Origin of the sequence: Brevibacillus massiliensis, assembly GCF_000311785.1 — a bacterium.
In the GTDB taxonomy this organism is placed as follows: Bacteria; Bacillota; Bacilli; order Brevibacillales; family Brevibacillaceae; genus Brevibacillus_C; species Brevibacillus_C massiliensis.
In genome coordinates, this window is the sequence record NZ_HE978537.1 from 1 (window position 1) to 26,779 (window position 26,779).

General features: G+C 51.1%; 29 protein-coding genes and 1 pseudogene. 5 read left to right on the forward strand and 25 right to left on the reverse strand.

Annotated features, from left to right (window positions below; all coding sequences use genetic code 11):
* Positions 1–288: 288 nt before the first annotated feature.
* From HGBM_RS07390 to HGBM_RS07400, 3 genes are all read right to left on the reverse strand, one after another.
* Entirely contained in the window at positions 289–1,002 is a 714-nt protein-coding gene (locus HGBM_RS07390) for a hypothetical protein (protein WP_019120452.1), read from the reverse strand.
* Complete coding sequence (locus HGBM_RS07395) at positions 999–2,597, reverse strand: RNA-directed DNA polymerase (protein WP_019120453.1); 1,599 nt, start codon at positions 2,595–2,597, stop codon at positions 999–1,001. Before HGBM_RS07395 ends, HGBM_RS07390 begins: the two co-directional genes overlap by 4 nt.
* 101 nt (positions 2,598–2,698) lie before the next feature.
* Entirely contained in the window at positions 2,699–3,526 is an 828-nt protein-coding gene (locus tag HGBM_RS07400; protein ID WP_019120454.1) for a hypothetical protein, read from the reverse strand.
* A 396-nt stretch (positions 3,527–3,922) separates the two neighbouring features.
* Here HGBM_RS07400 and HGBM_RS07405 point away from each other — a divergent pair, with 396 nt between their 5' ends.
* Together HGBM_RS07405 and HGBM_RS07410 are read left to right on the forward strand one after the other, a co-directional pair.
* Complete coding sequence (locus HGBM_RS07405) at positions 3,923–4,399, forward strand: ImmA/IrrE family metallo-endopeptidase (RefSeq protein ID WP_342626535.1); 477 nt, start codon at positions 3,923–3,925, stop codon at positions 4,397–4,399.
* A gap of 66 nt (positions 4,400–4,465) precedes the next feature.
* Positions 4,466–6,166: a recombinase family protein gene (locus HGBM_RS07410; protein ID WP_019120456.1), complete on the forward strand. Its 1,701-nt coding sequence runs from the start codon at positions 4,466–4,468 to the stop codon at positions 6,164–6,166.
* On the opposite strand, the pseudogene HGBM_RS26920 reads toward HGBM_RS07410, so the two are convergent.
* The 22 genes and pseudogenes from HGBM_RS26920 to HGBM_RS26935 all read right to left on the reverse strand — a co-directional run.
* A pseudogene (locus HGBM_RS26920) lies at positions 6,087–7,187 on the reverse strand (YifB family Mg chelatase-like AAA ATPase); the annotation flags it as partial. The gene HGBM_RS07410 and the pseudogene HGBM_RS26920 sit on opposite strands and share 80 nt — an antisense overlap.
* A 188-nt stretch (positions 7,188–7,375) precedes the next feature.
* Positions 7,376–7,732 carry a YraN family protein gene (locus HGBM_RS07425; protein WP_019120459.1) on the reverse strand — a complete coding sequence of 119 codons (357 nt, stop codon included), beginning with the start codon at positions 7,730–7,732 and terminating at the stop codon, positions 7,376–7,378.
* Complete coding sequence (locus tag HGBM_RS07430) at positions 7,729–8,016, reverse strand: EscU/YscU/HrcU family type III secretion system export apparatus switch protein (RefSeq protein WP_019120460.1); 288 nt, start codon at positions 8,014–8,016, stop codon at positions 7,729–7,731. Before HGBM_RS07430 ends, HGBM_RS07425 begins: the two co-directional genes overlap by 4 nt.
* Positions 8,013–9,998, reverse strand: a complete 1,986-nt coding sequence (locus HGBM_RS07435) for a hypothetical protein (RefSeq protein ID WP_019120461.1) — start codon at positions 9,996–9,998, stop codon at positions 8,013–8,015. The genes HGBM_RS07430 and HGBM_RS07435 overlap by 4 nt, the downstream gene beginning before the upstream one ends.
* A 24-nt stretch (positions 9,999–10,022) precedes the next feature.
* On the reverse strand, positions 10,023–10,805 hold the full coding sequence (locus tag HGBM_RS07440) for a ribonuclease HII (protein ID WP_019120462.1): 783 nt from the start codon (positions 10,803–10,805) through the stop codon (positions 10,023–10,025).
* A 92-nt stretch (positions 10,806–10,897) separates the two neighbouring features.
* Positions 10,898–11,767 carry a ribosome biogenesis GTPase YlqF gene (gene ylqF, locus HGBM_RS07445; protein ID WP_019120463.1) on the reverse strand — a complete coding sequence of 290 codons (870 nt, stop codon included), beginning with the start codon at positions 11,765–11,767 and terminating at the stop codon, positions 10,898–10,900.
* 28 nt (positions 11,768–11,795) lie between these two features.
* Positions 11,796–12,353: a signal peptidase I gene (gene lepB / locus HGBM_RS07450; RefSeq protein WP_019120464.1), complete on the reverse strand. Its 558-nt coding sequence runs from the start codon at positions 12,351–12,353 to the stop codon at positions 11,796–11,798.
* A 101-nt stretch (positions 12,354–12,454) separates the two neighbouring features.
* A complete protein-coding gene (rplS, locus tag HGBM_RS07460) occupies positions 12,455–12,802 on the reverse strand; it encodes a 50S ribosomal protein L19 (protein WP_019120466.1) in 348 nt (115 codons plus the stop codon).
* Positions 12,803–12,950: 148 nt separating this feature from the next.
* Positions 12,951–13,706 carry a tRNA (guanosine(37)-N1)-methyltransferase TrmD gene (gene trmD / locus HGBM_RS07465; protein ID WP_019120467.1) on the reverse strand — a complete coding sequence of 252 codons (756 nt, stop codon included), beginning with the start codon at positions 13,704–13,706 and terminating at the stop codon, positions 12,951–12,953.
* Positions 13,707–13,717: 11 nt separating this feature from the next.
* Positions 13,718–14,236, reverse strand: coding sequence for a ribosome maturation factor RimM (gene rimM, locus HGBM_RS07470; protein WP_019120468.1), 519 nt, complete (start codon positions 14,234–14,236; stop codon positions 13,718–13,720).
* The gene (locus HGBM_RS07475; protein ID WP_019120469.1) at positions 14,233–14,649 is read right to left on the reverse strand and encodes a YlqD family protein; all 417 of its coding nucleotides are present in this window, start codon (positions 14,647–14,649) and stop codon (positions 14,233–14,235) included. The genes rimM and HGBM_RS07475 overlap by 4 nt, the downstream gene beginning before the upstream one ends.
* A gap of 64 nt (positions 14,650–14,713) precedes the next feature.
* Positions 14,714–14,941, reverse strand: coding sequence for a KH domain-containing protein (locus HGBM_RS07480; RefSeq protein ID WP_019120470.1), 228 nt, complete (start codon positions 14,939–14,941; stop codon positions 14,714–14,716).
* Between the two features lie 23 nt (positions 14,942–14,964).
* Positions 14,965–15,237, reverse strand: coding sequence for a 30S ribosomal protein S16 (gene rpsP / locus HGBM_RS07485; RefSeq protein WP_019120471.1), 273 nt, complete (start codon positions 15,235–15,237; stop codon positions 14,965–14,967).
* A 109-nt stretch (positions 15,238–15,346) separates the two neighbouring features.
* Positions 15,347–16,765, reverse strand: coding sequence for a signal recognition particle protein (gene ffh, locus HGBM_RS07490; RefSeq protein WP_019120472.1), 1,419 nt, complete (start codon positions 16,763–16,765; stop codon positions 15,347–15,349).
* Between the two features lie 11 nt (positions 16,766–16,776).
* A complete protein-coding gene (gene ylxM / locus HGBM_RS07495) occupies positions 16,777–17,115 on the reverse strand; it encodes a YlxM family DNA-binding protein (RefSeq protein WP_019120473.1) in 339 nt (112 codons plus the stop codon).
* Positions 17,116–17,247: 132 nt separating this feature from the next.
* A complete protein-coding gene (ftsY, locus tag HGBM_RS07500; RefSeq protein WP_019120474.1) occupies positions 17,248–18,249 on the reverse strand; it encodes a signal recognition particle-docking protein FtsY in 1,002 nt (333 codons plus the stop codon).
* A 40-nt stretch (positions 18,250–18,289) separates the two neighbouring features.
* Entirely contained in the window at positions 18,290–20,479 is a 2,190-nt protein-coding gene (smc, locus tag HGBM_RS32430; RefSeq protein ID WP_425358557.1) for a chromosome segregation protein SMC, read from the reverse strand.
* A 15-nt stretch (positions 20,480–20,494) separates the two neighbouring features.
* Positions 20,495–21,862: a chromosome segregation SMC family protein gene (locus HGBM_RS32435; RefSeq protein WP_019120476.1), complete on the reverse strand. Its 1,368-nt coding sequence runs from the start codon at positions 21,860–21,862 to the stop codon at positions 20,495–20,497.
* Between the two features lie 300 nt (positions 21,863–22,162).
* Positions 22,163–23,566 (reverse strand): MFS transporter, encoded by a 1,404-nt coding sequence (locus tag HGBM_RS07510; RefSeq protein ID WP_019120477.1) that lies wholly within the window; start codon positions 23,564–23,566, stop codon positions 22,163–22,165.
* A gap of 89 nt (positions 23,567–23,655) precedes the next feature.
* Positions 23,656–24,450 (reverse strand): helix-turn-helix transcriptional regulator, encoded by a 795-nt coding sequence (locus HGBM_RS07515; protein WP_026074262.1) that lies wholly within the window; start codon positions 24,448–24,450, stop codon positions 23,656–23,658.
* A 192-nt stretch (positions 24,451–24,642) separates the two neighbouring features.
* Positions 24,643–25,017 (reverse strand): GNAT family N-acetyltransferase, encoded by a 375-nt coding sequence (locus tag HGBM_RS26930; protein ID WP_019120479.1) that lies wholly within the window; start codon positions 25,015–25,017, stop codon positions 24,643–24,645.
* A gap of 111 nt (positions 25,018–25,128) precedes the next feature.
* Complete coding sequence (locus HGBM_RS26935) at positions 25,129–25,494, reverse strand: DinB family protein (RefSeq protein WP_019120480.1); 366 nt, start codon at positions 25,492–25,494, stop codon at positions 25,129–25,131.
* Between the two features lie 148 nt (positions 25,495–25,642).
* On the opposite strand from HGBM_RS26935, the gene HGBM_RS07530 reads away from it, so the two are divergent.
* The 3 genes from HGBM_RS07530 to HGBM_RS30270 all read left to right on the forward strand — a co-directional run.
* Positions 25,643–25,942, forward strand: coding sequence for a helix-turn-helix domain-containing protein (locus tag HGBM_RS07530; protein WP_019120481.1), 300 nt, complete (start codon positions 25,643–25,645; stop codon positions 25,940–25,942).
* Entirely contained in the window at positions 25,912–26,277 is a 366-nt protein-coding gene (locus HGBM_RS30265) for an IS3 family transposase (RefSeq protein WP_147512822.1), read from the forward strand. The genes HGBM_RS07530 and HGBM_RS30265 overlap by 31 nt, the downstream gene beginning before the upstream one ends.
* Positions 26,278–26,331: 54 nt before the next feature.
* A partial coding sequence (locus tag HGBM_RS30270) for an IS3 family transposase (protein ID WP_147512823.1) occupies positions 26,332–26,779 on the forward strand: 448 nt, incomplete at its 3' end.

Below are 26,779 nucleotides of genomic sequence, written 5' to 3' on the forward strand. Positions count from 1 at the left end.
TTTGTCATATTAAAGGCTTAATCATGACGTTATATTTTAGTATCTCAGCTTAATAAACCAGAGCATTAACAGAGGCTTCATCCTCATAGAGATTGTCTTCTCTCCACCAACGTGTCAAGGGTTCGTTTCGCTTTACTCTCCTTGACACGTTGACTTCAGAAAGAAGTCAAAACCGAGTAATTTTTTACAGACATGTTTACATCAAAATCTCTTTAGACCCTACCAAATTGACATTCGCTTTGAAATTACTACTCCGGATAGAATACCTGTTGCTATATATTAATATTTTTATCTCGATATTCCACCCCCTGAAATAAACTCAATAATTTCACCCAATAATACTGTCGATGATTTTCCGCTCATCATCAAACAAAACTCATCGATATTAAAAGTTGTTATCTTTCCATTTCGTGGATTAAATAAAGCAATTCTTTTGATTGTATATTCATTAGAGGCATAATTTAAAGCGCAATAGGTTAATAATTGTTTACAGTCGTGTACCCGGAAATTTCTATTTACCATTTTGATCTCAAACAATGTATCGTCTACCAAAACATCCCCAAAACAATTATTGATAAATCCACATCCTCGAAACGAGGGATTAATAACAAGGCTACCATTTTGTACTTTTGAGAAGTATGAAAATAACCTATTTGCCAAAACTAGTGCCTCGTTATACTCATGAATTATGAGGGGGTCGGTTATTTCGGGATCATCCTCTTCAAGTTCTGAGAACTGCTTTATATACTTTTCTTCAATTATCTTGTATTCATCAAATGGAAAGTGGTCGAGTTCTATCATTTTTTCTGAAGCTTTAATAAACAATTGAAAACTTATGTAGCTTAATAGTGAACGCCTCCGTCCGACTATAGAACTTTGTAAGTAATCATATTCTCTGATATATAACTCTTCGTTAATTTTTTTAATTAGTAAACTACTGGTTGGCAGAAGACTACTCCAAAAAAAGTTAAAATTATTAATAAATTGTTTTTCGCTTATCATATTGGCAGAGTCCACCCTTGATTTTGCTGCTTCTTTTTTGCAACCCAATCCCTATATAACTTGTCGATTGGTGAGAATTCATCTTTAAAATGATCCCTCCAGTGCCTTCCCTCATCACCTAAATAATAGCTAGCCATGATAAAACTTCGCTTTTCCCAAAGATCTAAACTATGATATCTATTTTTCAAGTCTGATATCCAAAAATCTGCTCCCCATTTAGCTAGTATTAAGATTATATCTCGTTTTATTAATCTACTATTAGTATTACTATAAACATTAATTAGTAGAGCTTCATTTTCGTCACTATTTACATGCGATAACACCCTAATGGCATAAGCTAAATTTAATTCAACTTGCATAATAAACGTTTTTTCTTTAATAAGTTTTTGTAACAACGTACAAATCTGATTTTGTAACTCTTTACTAAGTTCACTAAATATGTCGTTAATTAAAATCATTACATTAGGAAAAACTGGGACTAGAATATTCAAATTTTCTATTAATGCTTTGATCGTTGAATTTTTAACTTCATACTCTAAATATTTTATTGATCTTATTAACTTTTTCATTGTTGGAGAATGAATTCTACTCTTATTTAGTTCCTCACTCAATATACCAACAATATCGAGTTTTGCTATTTGGTCTTTTAAAGCCTCGTAATCTTCGACCGCAGTTAAAGAGTAAGGATCATATTTTAGTTTAATCGAAAATAAATTTTGCCTTACTGGTGTTTCTTGATCAGCACCTCGAATAGAATACCTAACTGAGGATATAAATTCCTCTGAATTAATGATTCGTGTTTTTGACTTTTGTAATGATAACCCTTCATTTTCAATAAGTATTTTTGAAAGATAAAGTAAATGTTCGTATAATTCGTTTTCCGAATTAGCAAAAATGTGATAATCATCAACATACCGACAGAATTCAATTGATTTTGTACTTAATAATCTATCTGTTCTATTTAATAAAAATTCCGCTAGAATTCTTGCAGCCTGTCCTCCAATTGGAAGACCGTAAGATTTAATATTAGAAAACCGTTGAAGTAATTCCATAATATTCTTTTCCATGCGTTTATCTGACACTTCTAACCTTGCAAGTGAATTCTCTAGTCTATGGTGATAGATATTAGAATAAAAATGTGACAAATCACATATTAGGACGTACTTATACTTCCTGGCCATTTCTATGGATGTTTCTTGAAACTGAATCCAACCAAAATTCTCGTCAAAAATCGTCTTCTCATTCTCGTCAAGTTTTATTCTATATGAAAAAACTTTGTTTCTCTCTTTTGGAATTCTTGCTTTCTCAATTTTATCTGCTAAAGCAAGTACTAATCCTAGCAAATATGCATTCCAAATAGGATCAATTTGTGTTGCCCATCTAAATCCTGTATAACCGGCAGGAGCTAGCATACTTGCATTCAATGGAGAATTTTTTACGACAAAACTTTCAAAATCAGCAAATATTTGTAATAATAGTTCAACAGTCTCAGATTTCATATCATGAAACATATGATTCTCGATTGGGTACGGGAAAATGTCCGTATCACCAAATTTCACGATATTATCGACAGCAAACTCAAAGTATTTTCGCATATATCCTCCTGTATTTGGAAAATCTATATTTACCTATCTGTAGTCACAAATTTTAAAACCAAGATTCTAAATACATAATTGCAAAACTATAGAGCCTCCTATCATTGATCTATGGATTTCTCTTTGTTTAGAGCGCTCTTAACACCGGAATTTCTTTTTATATCCTCAAGATTTTCGATAATAAATTCTTTTCCAAACAACACATCTCTTGTTATAATCCTGTTTCTTTTGCAAACTTCAGGCATGTAATGATCACCAATAAGAAAAGCATCAGTTCTAACAGGGTATAACAAATACCATTTTTCAATATAGTCTCCCTTCTCTATCTCAATTGAAACGACCTTTTCTGTTTTAAAAGCAAGTACTTTGTTTATTGGTTTTAACATAATCACAATAAAGAAGGAGTAAAAAAAGAAAATTAAAACTAACATTATAAGATATTCAGATGATACTATTTCTTGCTTTTCTGGATACATTGGCCCAATAATCGATCCGGTGAAATATGGCGGGAGGACTATGGTCGTCACTAGGTATATAACTGTTGCTAGCAAAAAAAGTCCTCGATTTCTTACCTTAACAATGTCAGTAATTTTAAACCGCTTGGAAGCCATCCAGAATATTAGATAGAAGAAAAATATAGTATAGATTAGAGCAACTAATCCAATTGAGGGGTGGTACCATTGAGTATTATTAGTAAAATAATCTCCAATAGGAACCATGAATACTGTGACCAATGTCATACTAAATAAATAGTGAATAATTTGATGAAGCAGACGCTGTTCTTTTGTGTATATCTTTTTCTCAATCTCTTGAGCTGTTAAAAAAGTCACTGGTAATGATGGAATCACTTTAAGGCTAATTGCCACGATTGAAATAACGATGGTTGGAACTTGCCAAAATGATAATAATTTTGTAAGTAGGTCCTCCATTAGGTCATCCCTCTAATAATTTTACTCGTCCTTAATTTTGTTATCCAAAAATGCTTATTTGTTTGATTAATGTCTTTTCATTTTAGTAAACGTTTTAGGAAAACTGTATCGATAGTCGATCAGTCGATACCTAGCTTTCTCTATCTGTAAAAAAGCTTTGAATTTACTTTTGATGATCTGAACTCAAACAGTTAAATCTAAGTGTTTTTTTCAAAAAACCGTAAATTCTGTAGTCCGACATAAAATTGTGAAACTTGCCACTATAACTTTTATAAACGACAAAAGATAGTAAAATTTTACACCAAATAGTATAATACTACTAGCCTATTTGGCTTTCTTTTTTACCCATAAATGCGAACGTATATTCGAAGTAGAGGTGAACCAGTCATGATAATTATGTACTCCCCCACTCCACTTGAATCATGGGTGTCGCATTTTTACGAGAAGTTAGGGATTTCGCAGCCGGAAAGTCTGAATGAACAACGAATTGCACGTACTCTTAACATCTTTCTTTTTTATAAAGAAGTACCGTCAATGTCGTATGAATTGGGTCGATTTAGGAGCATCACAATAGACAAAAGGCTCCCATTAAAAGTCCAAAGGGAGCACTTTTACCACGAGTTATGCCATATCCTACGTCATGCCGGTCGGCAGATAATGATGCCAGAAGCATTTCGTGAGCTGCAGGAATGGGATGCCAGGAATTTTACCAGATACGCAGCTCTCCCCCTACATATGTTAAAAGATCTTAACTTACGAGAACCGTATATTATCGACCGTCTTTCGGACCGTTTTAAGGTAACACCAGAACTATGTGAAGAGCGAATGAGAAAAATTCAAAATAATATCTTGTCCAAAAGGAGAATGGCTTAGGTTTGAGGTCAATTAATCTGTTTAGGTAAATGATTACAATATATTTTTCAACAGCAGGTGATATATATGATTGGACAGTCCTTTGTCACTAACCTACCAGTTGCAGTTTATACGCGTGTCTCTTCAGAAGATCAACAAGAACGCGAAACTATAGAAAACCAAGTGGAATTCGCGACGAAATATTGCGATTTGCACAAGTTGGAGATCGAGGATTGGTTTAAGGATGACGGGATAACCGGAACCATTCCATTAGAAGACAGGCCAGAAGGAAGACGGTTGATTGAAGCAGCAAAAGCCGGGAAGATCAAGCTATTACTTATTTTTAACTTGAAGCGCCTCGGACGTTCGGCTCGAGTAATTCTTAATTCTGTGTATGAACTGGAGAAATACGGTGTAAAAATCCGAAGCATGACTGAACCGTTTGACACTGGTGACGCTAACGGTCGTTTCCTTTTAACCATCCTCGCCGGCGTAGCAGAGCTGGACAGAGAGACACTCCTGGAAACCATGTGGCATGGAGCGAATCGTGCCGCCCGTAAAGGAAAGTGGCTCGGCGGGATCGTCCCTTACGGCTACAGGAAAAACGAGGACGGCTTCCTCGAGGTAAACGAGAACCCAATTCCCAGCTTTTACATGAGTGAAGCTGATGTAATTCGCTTGATCTTTAATCGTTTGGCCAATCATGGAGATTCCTGTATAACAATTGCTGATTTGCTTAATAGCATGGGGGTTCCTCCTTCTTATGTCAAAGATGGGCGACTTGTCAAAAAAGGGAAACGAAAAGAAAATACCGCCGGCATTTGGCGCCCGAGTCGTATCCGCAACATAGTCGTGAACAGCACGTATAAAGGGATCCACCTATACGGAAAAAGGACAAAGAAAGAACGTGAGATTATCGAACGGGAAGTGCCGGCCATCATCAGCGAAGAAATTTGGGAGAAGGCGCAAAAGGTTCTCCGGGACAATCAGCTAGAAGGCGTCAGGAACTCTAAACGTAATTACTTGCTCCGTGGGCTAATCAAATGCGGGTGTTGCGGCCTGACTTATATCGGCACAGCTTTTTATACTTCACATCAGCCACGCAGGGTATTAAAGGGCTACTACATTTGCAATGGGAAACATGCATACCGTGGACCAATGCAAGGTAAATGCAAGGCCAAAAACGTACCTCAGCAGTGGATTGAAGAGATGGTATGGCAAGATTGTTTGGCCTATATTAACGAGCCAGGGGAGGCGCTGAATCAATTGGCCGCCGGCGTAGAAGAAAAACAATCGGAGAAAATCTCCTTGGAGTCTGAAAAGCAAGCTATCCAAAAATCTCTCCTAGACAAAGAATATGAACGGCAAAGTATGCTTGACCTATTCCGTAAGAAACTCATTTCCTTTACAGACCTTGAAAGCCAAATTTCAAAAATCAATCAGGAAAAAACCTTTCTGGAAGAGCGTGTCCGTGAATTAGAGCAGCAGATTAGAGTTGATGTTGAGTTTGAATCAAAAATGACCAATGCTTTCGAGTTATTAACATCGTTGCGAAGAAAATTATCAGAGGATCCATCATTTGTAACGAAACGTGAAGTAATAAAAGCCTTAGTAAACAAAATCGTGGTCCATACACTAGATGACGGCGACGGCGGTAGACCAAGGGCTTCGCTTTCCATTGAGTATTCGTTTTCCAAAGGTGTTATTCGCACGGACACGGGTTCATCGAGCCCACCAGCAGAAATCGTGCCGGGTAGGAGAACACCTGCCGGGCCCGTCCGATCGTGACCTGTCCCGATTCCAGCGGCTGGCGCAGCACTTCGAGCACGTGCCGGGAGAACTCCGGCAGTTCGTCGAGAAACAAGATGCCGCCGTGGGCCAGACTGCACTCTCCCGGACGAGGCGTCTGGGCGCCGCCGCCGATCAGCGCTGCGGCCGTGATCGTGTGGTGGGGAGCGCGAAACGGACGCTCGGTCACCAAACCGCTCTTGCTGGTGAGAAATCCGGCGATACTGTAGATCTTGGTTACTTCCAGCGACTCTTCCTGGACCATCTCCGGCATAATTGACGGCAGGCAGTTGGCCATCAGCGTCTTCCCCGACCCGGGCTGCCCGATCAGAAGGACGTTGTGAAAACCGGCGGCTGCTACTTCCAGGCCCCGCTTGGCGTACGCCTGGCCAATCACGTCGGCAAAGTCGCCATGCGTCTGCTGCCGATTGCGCTGCTGATCATTCACCTTGACCGTCAGTGCCGGGGAGACCCGAACCGGATGATCCGATTCCGCTTCCGCCGGGGGCCCGGGCAACTCTCTGCTGTAGAGCCGGACCGCCTCGCGCAGGTGGCCCGCTGACTTGACGTTGAGGTCGACAAGCAGGGCTTCCTCCCGATTTGACTCGGGCAGGACGACGTCTGTAAAATGATGCTCTTTGGCGGCAAGCAGGATCGGCAGTACGCCCGGCACCGGTCTCAACGAACCGTCCAAGGCCAATTCCCCCAGTACAAGCGTACGGGTCTTTGCCGGCTTTAGCTGCTTGGAGGCGAGCAAAATGCCGATCGCAATCGCCAGATCAAACGCCGACCCCTCTTTGCGCAAATCGGCCGGTGCCAGGTTGACGGTAATCCGCTCAAGCGGAAATTCGAAGCCGCCATTGCGCAGGGCGGCGCGGACGCGGTCGCGGGCCTCTTTGATTGCAGAGCCGCCCAATCCGACCACTTCAAAATACGGCAGTCCGTTGGAGATATCCACCTCCACCGTGACCATCATTCCCTCGATTCCGAAAATCGTCCCAGAGCAGGTTTGTGCGTACATGTCTTTTCTCCTCCTGATTCCAGGCTACAAAAAGACAGAGCCGCACGCAAAAAAAAGACCTTCCGCAGTGATGCGAAAGGCTAAAAAAATGTTGCTATTGGAGGAGTTCATCGCGTCGAGTACACTACATCATACGCAGCGCTGGCAGGGGCTGCTGTAGACACTCCCCCAAATCAAACCGCCTAATTCTAGAACGCACCTGCGATGTGCTTCAGTTCAAAGGTCGCAGAATCCTTGTACAAGATGGCCACGATGTCAAAGCGAATAGGCTGTCTTCGCCGCTGCTGCTTGAGATAGAGCAAGGCCAACTCGCGCAGTTTGCATTGCTTTTGCCAGGTAATTGATTCGGCTGGAGTACCGTACCGATCGCTGCTGCGGGTGCGCACCTCCACAATCACCAACGTATTCCCGTCAACTGCGACGATATCAATCTCCCCGGAGGCAAACCGCACGTTCTGCCCGAGGATGGAGTAGCCCTTTGTCAGCAGATGCTCCGCTGCCAGCTGCTCCCCCTTTTTGCCCAGCCTTGCTCTCCACCTGCTCACTTCCCGCCCGCCTTGTCCATGCGGTATACGAAAGCGAGTATTTCCGCTACGACTTGGTACAGTTCCGGCGGGATTTGCTGATTCACGTCCAGCTTGCTCAGCATCTCGACGAGCGAGGGGTCTTCCTGAATCGGTATCTGGAGCTCCTTGGCCCGCTGCAGGATGTTCTCCGCCACAAATCCTTTGCCTTTGGCGACAACTTTGGGCGCCTCCGCCATCTCCGCCCGGTAGCGAAGGGCCACGGCCTTCTTACCGAACTGCCCTGGTTGCGGTGGACGGTTCATATGCGCAAATCCACCCCTTCATAGCGGGCAAACAGACCCGCCTTGACTTCTGCGCTCCCCGGTACATCTCCCGCCTCCGCCGGAATAGGCTGAACGCGCAAACCGGACAGCTGGTAGCCAACCTCGCCCAGCTGCCTGGCAAATGCCTGTTTTGCACCATGGACAAGGGGATCCAGCCACGGCTGGTCGTTAAAAATGCTCACATTGACAATCCGGTTGACGATGTTGACGTCGATCATCGTTACGCCCAATGCGTCCAAATCGAGATTGAAGAAAAGGCGGCAGTTTTCCGGGTCGAGCTGTCCGCCGCCCTGTCTGCGAGACTCGATCTGCACGAACGCCGTCTGCTCACCCTGCTCGGTTCGCAGCGGTATCTGCATGACAACCTGTGAGATTGATTGACTGCCAGGCTGAATCAGCATCAGCTGCTGACCGGTAATCTGCTGCAGCAAGTTTTCCGCTGACTGGCGCAGGCCAGCCGGCAATGCGTCCGCATGCTGCTGGAGCACCTGCAGCAGCATTCCCTTGACTGTCTCCAAGCGGCTGTCCGCAGCAAAGCGCCCTCCAAGCTGGATCTGGCTCTGCGCAATCTCCCTTTCATGCCGCATCCCCAAGTTGTGGAACAGCTCCCTGAGCTGCTCTCCCTTTCGCTGTTCAGCTGAGGCTGGGCCTAGGTGATCCTCAGCAGAAGCGGGGATTTGGCTTGGCTGCTGCACGGAGGTCTGATCGGGCTGCCCCGTCGATCGGGACGCTGCCGACTGCTGTAAGGGATTTTCCGCTTGCGTACGGACAGGGTCCGGCGTACCCAAGCCCGCTGCCCGAACCCATGCTTTGCTACTGTCCGGCATGCCCGAAGAAGCGGGAAGAACGCTGGCGGACCCGCTGGCGATCGGATAGCTTGGCTGCTGTCCGCTCACCAAATTCTGAGAATTGACACCAGGCCTGATCTCCGGCTTGGCTGCCGGCCGGGTCTCAGCCTCCGCGACCACGTCAGCAGAAGATACAGAACCAAGTCCATTCGTGCCCGGGGCAAGTCCACCGGCAGCAAAACGGCCCGCAAGCGGAGAGCCTTCCGCTCCGGCCTGTCCCGGCTGCACTGACTGTCCGGCCTGTGCCGGTGGAACAGGGTACTCTCTCCCTGTGGGCTGGCCCATAGCCACTTGCAGCCCGCCCGGCAACGAGGGCGCTGCGATCCCGGGTGCAGCAGAAGCTTGTGACTGTGACGCTGGCAGCAAGGCAGACGGCGTGGGCGGCAATTCTTTCGCTGTCTGGCCTGCCCGCGAGCTCAGCTGCGACAAATCGACCGGAAGCTCTGCCAATTTTCCCCGCAAGGCGGCGATTAGCTGCGGCAGTCCATTTGCCGATGCCACCCGGCTTTCTCCTGCGGCGCCGCTGCTATGCGTTTGCAAAAAAAGCTCAGCCTGCCTGCCGAAGGAGCCGATGGACTCCACCAGCGAATCGCCCGAAAAAAACGCCCGAAGCCCGGCCAGCACACTATCCGTCACGGGAAGATTGCGCCTGACCGCCAGTAAAAAAGCTTCGACGAGACCATCGTCCATGCCGCCGAGGCGCTGCGCAGCAGCGAGAAAAGCGCTGATTGACTCCCTTGACACCGGAAGATGCTGCTGGATCAACGCCGCCACCAGCGCTCTGCTCTGTGCCGTGTCGGCAATTCCCAGCGTGCGCAGCAGAGCCCCTGCCGATGGCTGCTGGCCGGTCTCATCCGCGGTGTGCAAGACTTTAAGCGTCACGGGGCTGCCGGATGGCTGTACCTGCAGCCACGCGGTCCGTCCTGCCTCCAGCGGTGTTTCCAGCTTCGCCAATACCTGTGTGCCGCCGACTTGAACCAGTGCCTGGCTGTCAGGCAGCAGCCTGACGACACGCCCTGCGACTACCTGCCCAGGTGTTAATTCCAGCTGTTTTTGCCCGGGTGATGCCGCTCGATTCAAAACGGAAGTGATCAGTTGTGCAGCCTGAAACATGGTGCAACCCCTCCTTTGGCATGCCTACTGGGCAGCCAGTTCCTTGACAGCGCCAAATGTTCGCCGATGTATCGGGGAAGGTCCGACCAAACGCAGGGCCCGCAAATGCTCTTCCGTGCCATAACCGGCGTTCTTCTCGAAGCCGTACTCCGGGTAGAGCAGCGAATACTCTGCCATCAGCCTGTCCCGCGTTACCTTGGCCACGATGGAAGCGGCGGCAATCGAGACGCTCTTTCCATCCCCGCCGATGATCGCCTGTTGTTCGAACGGAAAGTCCGGAATCTGCACCGCGTCAATCAAGCAGATATCCGGTCGCGTGCCCGCCTCGAAGACCGCGTGCCGCATCGCTTCCCGTGTCGCTTCCAATATGTTGATCTCGTCTATTCTCTCGGCAGATACGATGCCGATCCCCACGTACTGCGCTTCCCGCATGATCACTTCATAAAAAGCCTGACGCATTGCTTCCGGCACCTTTTTCGAGTCGTCCAGACCGGGGAGATAAAAGTCCTCCTTCAACGCGACCGCAGCGGCGACAACCGGCCCGGCCAGCGGTCCCCGGCCCACTTCATCAATGCCGACAACGATGTTTTTCCCTTGCTGTCGGCATGCTCGTTCATACTGCGTCATCTCTTCCCATTTCGCGGCCAGCTTGGCCTGCCGCTCTTGCCGCTGCGTCAACTGCCGTGCGAGCTCGACGACACCTTTGCGCTGGTCGGCGAGCAGCTGCTTCAGCACAGACGCGGAGACCGCTTCCTGCCGTAAAAGATACTCCCGTATTTCTGTTATCGACATATTTTCAATCTTCATTGACCGTTCTCTCCTATGTACTGACTGCTGAAAGCGAAAAACTCCGCTTACCTATCATGGTAGACGGAGTTAGGCGATGCCGCAAATAAATGTTACGCTTCCTCTGATTCCTGCCAGTCTGCGGGCCGCTCCAGAGAGATACTCCCCAGCTTCCCCGAACGCAGCTCCCTTAAGAAAATCTCTGCTGCTTTATCGTAGTCAATCTCGCCGCCGCCAATCAGGCAGCCCCGTTTTTTTCCTATTTCGGCCAGCATGTCCACGCGGTCTTCAGGCAGCTGTTTCAGTTTGAATCGCTCAAGCAGCCGCTCCGGATAGTACTGCATCATGTAACGAATCACAAACAGCGCGACATCGGTAAAGTCAATCAGCTCATCCTTGATTGCCCCGCTCGCGGCCAACCGAAGTCCCACCTGCTGATCCTCGAACTTTGGCCAAAGAATTCCCGGGGTGTCGAGAAGCTCAAGAGAATCTCCCATTTTCACCCACTGCTGCGCCTTTGTGACAGCCGGACGATCGCCGGTCTGAGCCACCGAGCGCTTGGCCAGACGGTTAAGCAGGGATGACTTGCCCACATTGGGAATACCCAGAATCATAATCCGCACGGCCCGGCCCTGCATTCCCCGCTCGGCCCGCTTCTGCAGCATATCGGAGGCGAGCTCCCTGCACATGCCAGGCAGCTTGTTTACCCCTTTGCCGCTGAGGGCATCGATGGGCAAGGTACGGATACCGCGCAGGCGAAAGTATTCCATCCATTCCTTTGTGACAGCTTCGTCGGCCAAATCGGCTTTGTTTAATAAAATGAGACGAGGTTTATCGCCGACGATTTCATCAATCATCGGATTGCGGCTTGACAGCGGCAGCCTGGCGTCAAGCAGTTCAATTACGACATCGATTTGTCCCAGCCTCTCCGTAACCTGGCGGCGCGCTTTGGCCATGTGGCCGGGAAACCATTGGATCGTCATCGCTGCTCCACCTGCCTCCTCATGCTTGTTAACGAGTCATTCTGATGTGACCCAGCGGCCAAAAGACAAATTCGGCCCGTCCAACCACTGCCTTCAGTTCAACCGGCCCGATCATCCGGCTGTCCTTGCTGTTGGGGCGGTTATCCCCCATTACCCAGATGTAGCCTTCCGGAATCTTCACCGGTTGAAAGTCGGCTGTCCATTCCAGACCAGCCGCTTCGGCTTTTTGCTTATTCTCTGCCAGGTACGGCTCATCGACCGGTTGACCATTGATGTAGAGGGTATCATTGCGCATTTCAACCGTATCGCCAGCGAGTCCGATTACCCGCTTTATGTAATCGCGTTTGGCCTCGGCGTGAAAGACGATGATATCTCCCCGCTCAGGAGGGTGCAGATAGTACACTGCCTTGTTGACAACCAGCTTCTCTTCATTATGTAAAGTTGACTCCATTGATTCCCCTTCAACGATGAACGGAGCGAACAAGAAGCCGCGAATCAATAAAGCCAGCACGATTGCGATAGCGAGTGCCTTAATCCATTCCCACGCTTCACTCTTGCCTCGGCTGGAGGTAGCTTCTTCACTCATGTACAATCCCTCCTGCGCATCCAATTTCAATCAATGGGAAAAAAAGGAGGACTGGAATCCAGACCCCCTTTTTCTTGAAAGCAAAACGACCGTCTTGCTTCTTATCGACGAATTTCCTTGATGCGTGCAGCCTTGCCCACACGATCACGCAGGTAGTACAGCTTCGCACGGCGAACACGGCCTTTGCGCACTACTTCGAGCTTATCGATTTTTGGCGAATGCAGCGGGAAAGTACGTTCTACACCCACACCGTACGAAATTTTACGAACGGTGAAAGTCTCGCTGATACCTGTGCCGCGACGGCGGATGACCACGCCTTCAAACAACTGGATACGCTCGCGCTGACCTTCAATAACCTTTACGTGTACACGTACGGTATCACCTGGTCGGAACGCAGGAAGATCCTGTTTTAATTGTTCTTTTTCTAATTCACGGATCACTTGATTCATTTTATTCCCTCCTTCCGATCAGACGTTCTTACTCGCCTGGTTAACCGTCAGCATCCTTTGGCTGACGTACGAGTAGCGGACCGCCTTAGTCAGCGGGCAAAATTGCCACGATTAGTATAATAACACACATGGGAACCGACTACAAGGGCTAATCCTGCCCCCCGGTACTTTCTTCCCTCCGCTCTGCTTCAATCTCTGCGAGCAGCTGCTGCATCTCTTGGGTCAGTTCCATCTGCGCGAGCAGCTCCGGGCGGCGTTCCAGTGTGCGGCGAAGGGACTCCTTCAGCCGCCAGCGCTCGATGTTGGCGTGATGACCCGAAAGCAGCACCTCCGGCACCTGCCAGCCGCGAAATTCAGCCGGACGGGTGTAGTGGGGGTGCTCCAGCAGACCGGTGGTAAAGGAATCCGTCAGCGCCGACTGTTCATTGCCCAGCGCGCCCGGCTGCAGCCGGACAACACTGTCAATCACCACCATCGCAGCCAGTTCTCCGCCGGTCAAGACGTAATCTCCGATCGAGATCTCATCTGTCACCAGATGCTGGCGAATGCGCTCGTCATACCCTTCATAGTGACCGCAAATAAGCACGAGGTGCTGCTCGGCCGCCAGCTCTTCGGCCAGCCGCTGGTCGTAGCGCCTCCCCTGCGGACACATCAGGATGACGCGCGGTTTCGCCTGGCCGGCTACCGCCTCTACAGCCCGGAACAGCGGCTCCGGCTTGAGTACCATCCCGCCCCCGCCCCCGTAAGGAGTGTCGTCCACCGTACCGTGTTTACTCTCGGAGAAATCGCGAAAATTGATCAAGCCAAACTGTACGATGCCCTTTTCCGCTGCTTTGCCCAAGATACTGGAGCCAAGTACCCCGGAAAACATCTCGGGAAACAGCGTCAGGATGTCAATGCGCATGCTCTTTCCTCCTACAGCAAACCTTCCATCAAATGACAAACAATCCGCTTGTTACCTACATCCACTTCTTTGATGCAATCGTCAATAAACGGAAGCAGAATTTCTCCGCGCTCTCCGCGCACCACCCAGACGTCGTTTGCTCCCGGCTGCAGCACGTCAACGAGTTTTCCAAGCGGCTCGCCCTCGTCTGTGAACACATCGCAGCCGACCAGCTGGTGAATGTAAAATTCGTCCTCTTCCAGTTCCATCAACTGGTCTTCCGACACCTTCAGCTCGCCGCCTTTGAACTTCTCCACATCGTTGATGGATGGGTACCCCTTGAAGCTGATGATCTCAAACCCTTTGTGGGTGCGGCGGGAAGCCACTTCAAGCTTTAACGGCTGTGGCAGCGAGTCGTGAAACAGGTACATTTCGCTGCCGACCCGAAAGCGCTCCTCGGGAAAGTCGGTCGTCGGGATCACCCGGACCTCCCCGCGCAGTCCCTGGGTGTTGACCAGCTTGCCTATCAAAAAATAGCGTGTCTCACTCACGTCGGCTTCACTCCTCGGCGAATTTCATGGATGACACCATCTTTTAAAATGATTTCCGTTCCTTCCATTATTTCATCCCAGCGCTCGCCTACCTTGATCTCTATGCTGCTCTCTACCGTCGTGTGGTAGATCTCGCTTCCCTCCGGCAGATTCTCCACCTGCTTGATTTGGAACTGAAGCAGCTCCAATTTTTCCTTGCGAACGCGCTCTTCCCGGGCCACCCGTTCTCTTACCAGCTGGGACCCGTCGCTTTGCTTCTTGGCCTCTGACAACAGCTTCTTGCCCTGAAATTGCCACTGCTCCAGTTCCTGCTGAAGCTGCCTGACCTGCCGGCGATACTCGGCGAGCAGCAGGGCGCGGGAGGCTTCTGTCAGGATCACCTTTACCTGTACGGGAGTCGTAATCGTCAGCATCAGATCCCTCCTTTGTAGAGGCGCTTTGGATAGCAAAAAAAGACTGGGGGTGCCCCAGCCTTTTTCATACGATTTCTACCGTGACGCGTTTGTCCGCTTGCACGGCAGCCGCATTCACTACTGTACGCAGGGCTTTGGCGATCCGTCCTTGCTTCCCGATAATCTTCCCCATATCCTCGGGGTGTACGGACAATTCAAAGACAACCAACCGGTCCTTTTCCACTGCGTTGACACGAATCTCTTCCGGATGATCAACGAGAGCCTTTGCGATCGTTTCGACCAACTCTTTCATATCATGACCTCCGTCAGAGTTCCTTATTTCCCGTATTTGGCTTCATGTACTTTTGCCATGACGCCTGCTTTGGACAGCAGATTGCGCACGGTATCAGTCGGAGCTGCACCGTTCAAAATCCATTGCACAGCCTTTTCGCTGTCAATTTTGACAACAGCCGGTTGAGCGATCGGATTGTAGTAACCGATTTCTTCAATAAAACGGCCATCGCGAGGGGAACGGGAGTCAGCTACTACTACGCGGTAGAACGGAGCTTTTTTCGAACCCATACGCTTCAGACGGATTTTTACTGCCATGATGTTCACCTCCTATATCAATCAACGCATACACGTTGCACTGGCTGTATCTGAACTATCGCGTGAAGTGCGGCAGGCACCTGTTCGCGAAGAGAGTTCAAGCATCCTCTTATTTAAATGGCGGTTTGAAGTTAAACGGGAAACCGGGCCCCCGCTCCTTCAGCGGCAGGTTGCCGGCCGACTTGCCCATAAACGGCAGGCCGAACCCTTTTTTCTTGCTTTTTTTCTGCATCTTGTCCGCCATCCCGGTGAACTGTTTCATCATCTTCTTCATTTCTTCAAACTGCTTGATGAAACGGTTGACTTCCTGAACGCTCGTGCCGCTTCCGGCGGCAATCCGCTTGCGGCGGCTGGCGTTGAGCAGGTCGGGATTGGCCCGCTCCGTCAGCGTCATCGACTTGACGATCGCCTCGACGCGCCCGAGCTGCTTTTCATCCACCTTCAGGTCTTTCATCTTGTTCATCCCCGGCATCATTCCGAGAATGTCCTCCAGCGGACCCAGCTTGCGCATCTGCTGCATGGAGTCGAGGAACATGTCAAAGGTAAACTCCCCTTGACGCATCTGCCTCTCCATCTCTTTGGCCTTCTCGGTGTCGACCGCTTCCTGGGCCTTCTCGATCAGGCTGAGCACATCGCCCATGCCGAGAATCCGCGAAGCCATCCGATCCGGATGAAACGGTTCGAGGCTGTCCAGCTTTTCGCCCATCCCGGCAAACTTGATCGGCTGTCCGGTGACTGCCTTGACTGACAGGGCAGCGCCGCCGCGGGTATCCCCGTCCAGCTTGGTCAGGATCACGCCGGTCAATTCCAGCTGCTGGTTGAAGCTCTCCGCCACATTGACCGCATCTTGTCCGGTCATGGCGTCGACGACAAGGAGAATCTCGTCCGGCTTCGCCACATCCCGCACCTGTTTCAGCTCATCCATCAGAACTTCATCGATGTGCAGGCGTCCGGCCGTATCAATCAAGACGTAGTCGAGATGATTTTCTTTTGCGTGTTCAATCGCCTGTCTGGCGATTTCGACCGGGCTGACCTGGTCGCCCAAGGTAAACACAGGCGCTTTCACCTGTTCGCCCAGCACCTGCAGCTGCTTGATCGCAGCCGGGCGGTAGATGTCACCCGCCACTAACAGCGGTTTGCGGTTTTGCTTTTGCAGGTACTTGGCCAGCTTGCCGGTGGTGGTCGTCTTACCGGCCCCCTGCAGGCCCACCATCATCACGACGGTCGGCGGTTTGGCTGCAACGGCTATCTTGGCGACATTGCCGCCCATCAGCTCAGTCAACTCTTCATTGACTACCTTGATGACCATCTGCCCCGGGGTTAAGCTCTTCAGCACCTCTTGGCCAATCGCCCGTTCTTTCACCCGTGCGACAAAGTCTTTTACCACTTTGAAGTTGACGTCGGCTTCCAGCAAGGCGAGGCGAACTTCCCGCATCGCTTCATTGACTGCCTGTTCGTCGATCTTCCCTCTGCCGCGCAGTTTGTCAAATGCACTTTGCAACCGGCTTGCTAAGCTTTCAAAGGCCATGCCAGCCCCTCCTAATCCATCTCTGACAGTTGGCGGAGCAAAGATAGGAGTTCCTCTCTCTGCTTGCTCTCTTCCGTCGCTTCGGCCAGCAGGATCGCCTGGGAAATCACATTCTGACGCCGCCGGTGCCTGGTAGCAAGCTGCAGCTTTTCTTCGTACTCAAACAGCTGCTTTTCAGCGCGTTTGATGTGGTCGTAAACCGCCTGGCGGCTCACTTCGTGCATCTCTGCAATCTCGCTCAGCGACAGGTCGTCCAGATAGTACAATTCCAGGTATTCCCGCTGTTTTCCTTTTAACAGCGGCGCGTAAAAGTCAAACAAGAGATTCACTTGATTGGTCTTCTCAAGCATGAAACCAATCCTTTGCTTAAAAGATCCGCGGTTGCATCACTGTAAAGGGAAATCACTTTACAGAACCAGATACTATACTATCCAATTCCATGCCCACTGTCAAGTGTTTTTGTTGACAAGAGTTTTGCTGTTTTACTCGCCTGTTTTCGCCTCGTCGTCCATCACTCCGGCGAACAAGGCGTGGACGAACTGTTCCGGATCAAACGGCTGCAAATCGTCCATCTTTTCACCCAGGCCGACGTATTTCACCGGCAGGTTCAACTCGTTCCGAATGGCGATGACGATGCCGCCTTTCGCCGTCCCGTCCAGCTTGGTCAGGACGATCCCGGTCACGCCCGCCGACTGGCCAAACGTCTTCGCCTGGGACATCGCATTTTGGCCGGTCGTGGCGTCGAGGACGAGCAGCACCTCGTGCGGGGCGCCGGGAATTTCCCGCTGCAGCACGCGGTACACCTTGGCCAGCTCCTCCATCAGGTTGACTTTGTTTTGCAGGCGTCCGGCCGTGTCGCACAGCAGCACATCGACCCCGCGGGACTTGGCCGCCTGCACGGCGTCGTAAATCACCGCCGCCGGATCCGCTCCCTGCTGGTGCTTGATCACATCCACTCCGACCCGTCCGCCCCATACCTCCAGCTGCTCGATCGCAGCCGCGCGGAAGGTGTCGCCGGCCGCCAGCAGGACCTTATTCCCCTGCTGTTTCAGCATGTGTGCCATCTTGCCGATCGTCGTCGTCTTGCCGACGCCGTTTACGCCAACGAACAGGATGACGTTGAGCTGGCCGGGGTGAATGTTGAGCGAGGTATCCCGCTCACTGCCGCCGCCCTGCAGCAGGGCGACCAATTTTTCCGAGAGGATCGGCTGCAGGTCAGCGGCTTCCTCGATTTTACGCTTGCGCACCTCATCCCGCAGCTCGTCGATCAGCTCCATGACGGTGGTGACGCCGACGTCGGCGCCGATCAAGATCTCTTCCAGTTCCTCGAAGAAATCTTCGTCGATTTTTTTGTACCGGCGAATCAATTCTTCCACTTTGCCGACGAGGACGTCGCGCGTTTTCGTCAGCCCTTGTGTAAACTTCTGTGTGACCGCCTCCGATTTTTGCACGATGGCGTCGCGTAATTTCTTAAAAAAACTCACAGGTATCCCCCTCTTCGCCGAAAAATGGATCCGGCACTGCTTATGACACATTCTCGATGAATTTTTTCGTCTCTTCCAGGCGGACCGACACCAGCTTGGAAACTCCGCTTTCCTGCATCGTGATGCCGTACAGCACATCCGCGCTCTCCATCGTCCCCTTGCGGTGCGTGACGCAGATGAACTGGGTCTGGCTGCTGAAGTGGTGCATGTACTCGGCAAAGCGGGCAACGTTGGCCTCATCCAATGCCGCTTCTACCTCGTCAAGCACGCAGAACGGCACCGGTTTGACCCGCAGGATGGCAAACAGCAGCGCCATCGCCGTAAACGCCCGCTCGCCGCCCGAGAGGAGAGCGAGATTTTGCAATTTTTTCCCCGGCGGCTGAGCGACGATGTCGATCCCCGTCTCGAGCAGATTGTCCGGCTGGGACAGCATCAGATCGGCCCGCCCCCCGCCAAACAGCTGCACAAACACGTCCTGGAACTGTTCGCGAATCTCCTCGAAGGTCTGCTGGAAGCGGCGGGACATCTCTTCGTCCATCTCGGCGATCACCTGGTAGAGCATCTCTTTTGCTTCATTCAAATCCGCTTCCTGGCTGCTCAAAAACTGCAGCCGCTCGGACAGCCGCTCGTACTCTTCGATCGCCCCCAGATTGACTGTGCCAAGGGCGGCGATCTCCTTTTTCAGCCGGTTGACGACCTGCTGCAGCTCGCCGATGTCTCCTTTGGGCGGGTACTTCTCCTTGGCCAGCTCAAAGCTCAGTTCGTACTCTTCCGAGAGCTTGCCGAGCAGGTGATCCAGCTCGACGTCGTAGCGGTTGGTCTTCACTTCTTCCTGGTGCAGCTTCTCTTCCAGCGCTTTTACTTGTTTACGAATTTCCTTCGTCTCAAGTTCCACTTGTTCCTGCTGGGCAAACAGAGTGGCCCGGTCTCCCCGCCGCTCGGCGATCAAGGCGGACACATTCTCCTTGTCCCGGCGAAGCTCGGCAATCCGCTCGTCCAGTTCGACAGTAGAGGAGTCATTGGTCCCTTCCAGTTCGTCATAGGAGGCCAAAGTTCGATTGGCCTCTTCCCATTCCCGCTTCAGCGCCGCCAGTTCCTGCGCCAGACGGTCCGTCTGTTCGACGCGGGAGCGATGTTCCTCCTTCACCTGGGCGACCAGCACCTTCAGCCCGGTGATCTGCTCATTCATCTCTTCCTTATTGTTAAGCTGTTCGAGCCGTTTGCTTTCCGCTGCGGCAATCCGGGCGCTGAGTTCCTGTTCTTCCTTCGCCAAAAGCTCCAGCTGTTCGTCCAGCTTGGCCCGTTTTTCCTCGGCCAGCTTCATTTCCTGACGGTAACCGTCGAGATCCTGGGTGAGCAAGAACAATCGCTCGGACAGGGTCCGCCCCTCCGACTCGATCTGCTGCAGCACGCCCTTCTGCTCCTGCTCCTTCAAGCGCAGGCTTTCTCCCCGGCTCCGCAGCTCTTCTTGCTCGGCTTCCATCTTCGCCGCTTCCTGCTGCAGTTCCTGGATCAGCCCCACCTGCTGCTGAATCGACTGGTCGATCTCAGCAAGCATCGTCTCCAGCTCTTCCGCCTGACGTCCGCGCCCCAGCAGGTTGGCCGAATTCTTTTTCAGTGCACCTCCGGTCATCGAGCCGCCGGCATTGACCAGATCTCCCTCCAGAGTGACGACCCGGTAGCGATAACCGCAGGCCCGGGCCACGCGGTTGGCCTGCTCCAGGGTAACCGTGACGATCACTGTGCCGAGCATCGACTCGATAATCGCCCGGTAGGGCTCGGCAAAGGAGACGAGCTCGCTGGCAATGCCGACGACGCCTTCCTCTTTGGCCAGCAGGCGGCGGTCGCTCTCCGCAAGCGAACGGGAGCGGATGACGTCCAGCGGAAGAAAGGTGGCACGGCCGAGGTTTTGTTTTTTCAGATAGGCGATCGCCTCGCGTCCGGCCCGCTCGTCATCGACCACGACGTTCTGCAGTGCGCCGCCCAGCGCCACTTCGACGGCGGTCTCCACCTTCTGCGGCACGGACAACAGCTCGGCAACCGCGCCATGGACCCCCTTGAACCCTTTTTCCCGCGCCTTCAGAATTTCTTTGACCCCTTGTCCAAAACCGGCGAATTCCGCCTGCATCTCTTTTAGCAAGGCGAGACGAGACTTGGCAGCTTCCCTCCGCTGCTCCAGCTGGTGCAATTCGCTCCGCGCACTGTCTATCCTGGCTTGCCGCTCCCGCACGCCGTCCATCAGCGCCTAGTAGGCGGCTAGTGTTTCATTGATCGCCTGTTCGACTTCGGCCAACTCCTGCTGGCAGAGGGCCAGCTTTTCCTGCCGCTGGGCCTCTTCCTGGTCAAGCCGCGCTTTTTCCTGGGTCAGGCGATCCACGCGCGCCTGATGTGTCTGCAGAATCTGCTGTTGGTGGCGCATATCGTTGCGCAGGTTGGCCGTCTGATTCAGCTTTTCAAAGTAATCGCTCTTCAGCGCGTCGACGTCGTCCGTCAGCGCTTGCAGCATCTCGCTGTAATTCTCCTGTGCCTTTTGAAGCGCAGCCTCGGCTTCCGCAAGGCGCAGCTCGGCCTCCTGCTTCAGCTTGTTCTGTTCGGCCAGCTCTTCTTCCAGACTGCGCTGTTTTTCCGTCAGCCGGTGCAGCTGTTCCATCGTCTGCTGCCGATTGGCCGCCAGGTTGCGCTTGCGTTCACGCAGCACTTCCCGCTGGCCTTCCACCTTCTCCGTTTCTTCACTGACGGAAAGAAGCACCTGCTGCAGTTCTTCAATCGATTGGTCGATCTCGTGCACCTTCAACTTTGCCTGCTCCAGCTCCGCTTCCCGGGTACTGGAGGTGGCGGACAGCTGGATGAGCTCGTTTTGCAAGCCGGCCACCTGTTCGCTTGAACGCTGCCATTTTTCGTGGGTCGCCTCAATCTGCTGCACGTATAGGGACACTTCGTGTTCGACCAGCTGCTGATGCAGCGCTTGATAGGTTTTCGCCGTTTCGGCCTGCTCGGCAAGCGGCCCCGCCTGCTCGTCGATTTCGCTGACGATATCGTGGATGCGTACGAGGTTTTGTTCGGTCTCTTCCAGTCTTTTCTCCGCTTCCCGCTTGCGGTTTTTATATTTGACGATTCCCGCCGCTTCCTCAAAAATGCCGCGGCGGTCCTCCGCTTTCGTACTGAGGATTTCTTCGATCCGGCCTTGTCCAATAATGGAGTAGGCTTCTTTCCCCACGCCTGTGTCCATAAACAATTCCATAATGTCTTTCAGGCGGCAAGGACGCTTATTAATCGAATACTCGCTCTCGCCTGAACGGTACACGCGCCGTGTCACGGTCACTTCGGAGTACTCCAGATCTAGTGAGCCGTCGGAGTTGTCCAGGGTGAGGGACACTTCCGCGAAGTTGACCGGCTTGCGCGTATCGCTTCCGGCAAAAATGATATCCTCCATCTTTGCCCCGCGCAGCGACTTGGCGCTCTGCTCCCCCAGCACCCAGCGGATCGCATCGGACACATTGCTCTTGCCGCTGCCGTTCGGTCCGACGACTGCCGTTACGCCCGGGACAAACTCCAGCTCGGTGCGGTCCGCGAACGATTTAAACCCGATTAATTCCAAGCGTTTCAGGTACATCCCTTCGTCCTCCTGTCGTAGAAAAAAGGCTCCTGGGGGCAGGAGCATTTCATCCATTGCAACCTATTAATTTTACCATAAAAGAGCGACAAAAAGGAGGACCTGCAAAAAAACCGGGTTCGCCTGGGTGAACGGGAAAAAGCCGGCGTCCAAACCGGGCGCTTTTGCCTTTCTTTATTTGCCGCCATGTCCACATAATCTGGGAAGCCTAAAAAGCCAATGCCTGGTAGAAAAACCTGGACCAGTCAATGTTTCTGCATAAAAATCATTTGCGTTTCACGTGGCCTTGTTTCACAAAAGTTAGGTTGGTTCGTTGATCGACTGCGGAACTTTTTTGCCAAAAGAGAAGAAATAGAAAAGAGCGACGGGGACGACGACAAAGCATACGGTCAGAAGCAGATTGCCGTACAAATAGGCATCCGAGTCCGAAATCAAGGGATGCAGCGGAAAGGCAAACAGCTTTTGCTCCATCGCTTTGGCGACGAGCGCCGTCACGACTGCCCCGGAGATCGTCGAGGTCATATTATAAAACCCCATGCCGACGCCGATCTGGTGAACGGGCAGGATTTGCGTCACACTTTCCGCTAACGCGGTCTGCAAGAAAGAAAATCCGATGTACATCATGATGAGCGCGACCCCGATGTACCACACCCACAGCCCGATCGTTGAAGATTGCAGCAGCAGGCTAAGCGCAATCAGGGCCAGCCCCAGGTACACGACAAAATGACTGCCCAGTCTGACCGTCATGTGACCGGCCACCCTGCCGAAGACGACCGCGCTGATCGCTCCAGGAAACATGATGAGTCCGATTTTGTCCGCGCTCAAGTCGTACATGTTATGCAGCATCAGCGGAATGACAAACATCACGGACATGACGGTGCCGAAGATCAGAAAGCCGATCACGAGCCCGCTTCGGTACAGCGGATTGGCAAACAGGGCGGGATCGACAAACGGCTCCTTCGCCCGGCGGATGTGAACGATAAAGAAGACGAGAGTGATGAAAGCCGTACACAGATAGAGCCAGCGCGCTTCTGTCGTAAACAAGATCAGCATCGACACGACAATCCCCAAAAGCAGCGCCCCTATAACATCCAGCCTGCCCGCCCTGCGCTGTTCCGTCGGCAGCAGCTTTTGAAAAAAGGGTATGGCGACAAGGACAGGAAGCGGGATGAGGAACAAGTATGCCCAGTTGAACGTTCCTGCGATGTAACCGCCGAGGACCGGACCGATTCCAACCGCGAAGGATGCGGTCGATGTAATCACACCAAACAATTTGCCGCGTTCGTCCGAAGTAAAAAAACGCGCCACCAAGGCAAAGACCAATGCCGGAATCGCAGATCCGCCGGCCCCTTGCATCGCCCTGGATAAAATGACTGCGGGGTACCAGGATTGCAGGGCAAAACCAAGAATCGACCCCAGGCTGTAAAGGGCGATTCCGATCGTAATCAGCTTTTTGATACTGTACATATCAGAGAGTTTTCCAAAAATAACCATCCCCATACCGAAGACGATGAAGAAAATCGTAACCACCCAGCTAACACCGGCTGCATCCAAAGCAAACTGCTTGGCAATGCTGGGGGTGGCTACGTTGAATACCGATTCGTTCAGCACGGAAAAAAAGATCACGAAGTAAAGCCACGGCACACTTTTCCTTATGTCTGAAGTTTCCGTCACTTTTTCGGCTTTGCTCTCCACCAATTTCATTTCTCTTTGCTCCTTTTCTCTTGTTTGTAGAGGGCGTAACGATCTTCAGCCCTGCACCTATCCTAGCACGGAGCAAAAAATATGGTTTCTTATCGATTGCTGTTTTGGTACACCTTGCCGAGAAAACTTTGCATCAATAGCGGAATGGATACCAGAATGGGAGGATCGTCCGGCCGGGGCAGCTGCAGCACCACTTGCTGATGGGGCACGGGAGCGTAGGGTCCAACGATGATTGGCTCCTTCACTCGGGCGCGCAAGGTGGTGTGCGGCAGCAGAAAATCCATCGCCTGCATTCCCCAAGAGACCGATGTGGCCATCAGGTAATACGTGCCCGGTTTGACGCCCGTAAAGCAAAAATTCCCCAGAGACGACAACAGCGTACCGTACAAGGGGCGTCCTTCCGGAATCGGTTTGGCAAATAGGCCGATTAAAATGACGCCCTCAAAAGGGATCGCCGAATCGACGGTCCCTTCTACCCTGAAATGAGTGTCTGCGGTCCGATGAAACATAGGCCAATCATCCAGATCCTTCAACGAATGAAAGAGATTGTCCGCTTCCAGCGCAGAGTTGCGAAAGTGAGTCGGTGTCACGCCCACCCGTTCGGTGAAGCGGGTGGTGAAGGTACCCAGACTCTGCTGCCCGATCTCCAATCCGATATCGCGAACACTTAAATTTGTCTGCAGCAATAAATCCTTTGCCTTTTGCAATCGGAGGGAAGAGACGTAGTAGAGGGGAGAGAGGCCGGTTCTTTCTTTAAAAATGCGGGTGAAATGGTATGGACTGTAACCCGCATAGCTGGCTAGCCGGGAAAGCGGAAGCGGTTCATAGATTTGCTCGTGAATATATGCGATCACCCCGTCAATTTCTGCATACCGGTCAGTCATCATGCCTACACCTTCCTTCTGCTCATCTTCCTGTTTCGTTGGGTTACACTCGCTTTCTTATTCTGTCATTATAGAACAATCGTTCGCATTCATTCCAGTGTTTTCTGTTCACCAGCCGATGGTTTCATTCGACAAGGCTGTCGTTACACGATCTCAAGAAAAAAGAGCCCGTATACAGCAGGCTCTTCCAATTCACAAATCCCGGGATAAGCGCACCATATCCCGGCACTGTATCCCCTGTTCAAAAATCTCCTGCGGATAATGTCTGACAAATAAGTCCCTGTCAATTCCCGTGATTCGAAATCGGCATTTTTGATACAGGGCCAGTTGCCCGATGCTTGAGTTTCCCGTTCCGACTTCGATGGTTTTGTAACCCTTGAATTTTGCCTGTTGAATGGCATGGGTCACGAGCCGCTTCCCGATTCCTTTCCCCTTATGCTGCTCGTCAACGGCAATATTGACCAGTTCAACGGTTCCCGGTCTTGTCGGAAGCAAAACGTACACCCCGATTGCCTGACCCTCGTCTTTCGCAATATAACATTCCCCTCTGTTGACATATTCCTCCACAAATTGGGGGAGGGGTCGGCTAGCAACAACAGATCCATGAGCATCGCTTCGTCAGCACTCCACTTTCTGATCTTCATGCGTATCCTGCTTTCCTGTCAATCAGCTTTTCCATCAGTATACCATGTCCCGGTTCGCAAAATCGAAGCAAAGGGAAGGCTGCTGCCCTTTCTCGATCCAGTCTTCTCGCGTAGGACCGCATATCCCTGCCGGACGCAATCCTGCTTGACGCATCAGGACTGTCATTTGTCCGCGGTAGTGTACTTCATGCTGAATGATCAGACGCAGGGAACCTCCGTTGGACCAGTTCTCACCGTTCACGGACTTGGACTGCAGCAAGCCGGCATCGGTCCATTGGGTCTCCACTGCATCAAGCAAGGCTTGGGCGAGCCTCTGATATTCGCTCGAGAGCTTGTTTGCGGAAGCGGGAGCGCGTTCTCCTCCTTCCGGCTTGTCCTCCTTTGCTGTATTCCGTTTCATACTGCACCACTATCCCTGACAGATGCGGTCAGTGATGTTCCTCACAAACAAAAAAAGCCGCACCGCATAATATTGTGCACCCCTTAAAGTAGACATTGGAAAAACCCCTAGGGAAAACCGATGTTTTACTATAGGGGGTGCATTCTTTATGCCAGTGGCAAAGGGACAGAAGTTGAACACTTACAGTTTGGAAGTAAAAACAGAAGCAATTCGACTACACGTCGAGGAAGGATGGACGTACCGCCAGATTACGGAGCATTTAAACATTTATGACAAAGATCGTGTAAAGCGATGGATGCAGAAATATAAGCAATTGGGGGAATTTGGACTACTCGATCAGCGGGGACGACGCGATAACTACATGGACCAAGATCGGCAAGTAAACAAGCTTAAGCGGGAGAATGAGATGCTAAAAAAGTGCTTGGAAATCTGGAAACGGGAGGTGTAAAGGGCAAATATGCCATCATAGAGGAGTTGTCGGTGATCTATCCTATTACTCAACTTTGCGAGGCACTGGGGGTCTGGAGGAGCGCTTTCTATCGTCACCTTGAACGGAAGAAACAAAATGTAGATAGCGAAATCAAGCAACAAATTCAGTCCATCTACGAGCAGCGAGGGCGTATATATGGTTATCGAAGAATTCGAGGCGAGCTTGCCCGTCAGTATGGTATTGTTGCCAATCACAAGAAGGTTTTGCGTCTCATGAGGGAACCATTATTCGTGCAAAACGCCCTTATTTTAATCCTTATCAGTCAGCAAAATCGGATGGTCGTGTTGCCCTAAACCTATTAGATAGGGACTTTTCAGCGGACAAACCAAATCAAAAATGGGTCACTGATGTTACACAGTACCGTGTTGGCGATTCACGCATTTATTATCAAAGATTTATACGGAAAAGACATCGTTGCCTTCCATATGAGCGTACGAAATGACAATGAGTTGGTGCTGAATACCTTTAGGAAAGCTTTTAACCATCATAAGGACGTGACCGGACTGATCGTTCACAGCGATCAAGGCTTCCAGTACACGTCCCATGATTACCATGACATGCTGCCTACGGTTGGCGCCAAGATCAGCATGTCACGACGCGGCAATTGTTTGGACAATGCCGCTATGGAGAGCTTCTTCTCCCATTTGAAAGCAGAAGCACTCTACCCTTATGATATACGAAGCCTAGAAGAGGCACAAAGGCGAATTGAGGAATTTATTCGTTTTTATAACGAAGAACGAATTCAAATCAAACTAAATATGCTGACGCCTGCAGAATACAGGTGTCAGTATACGG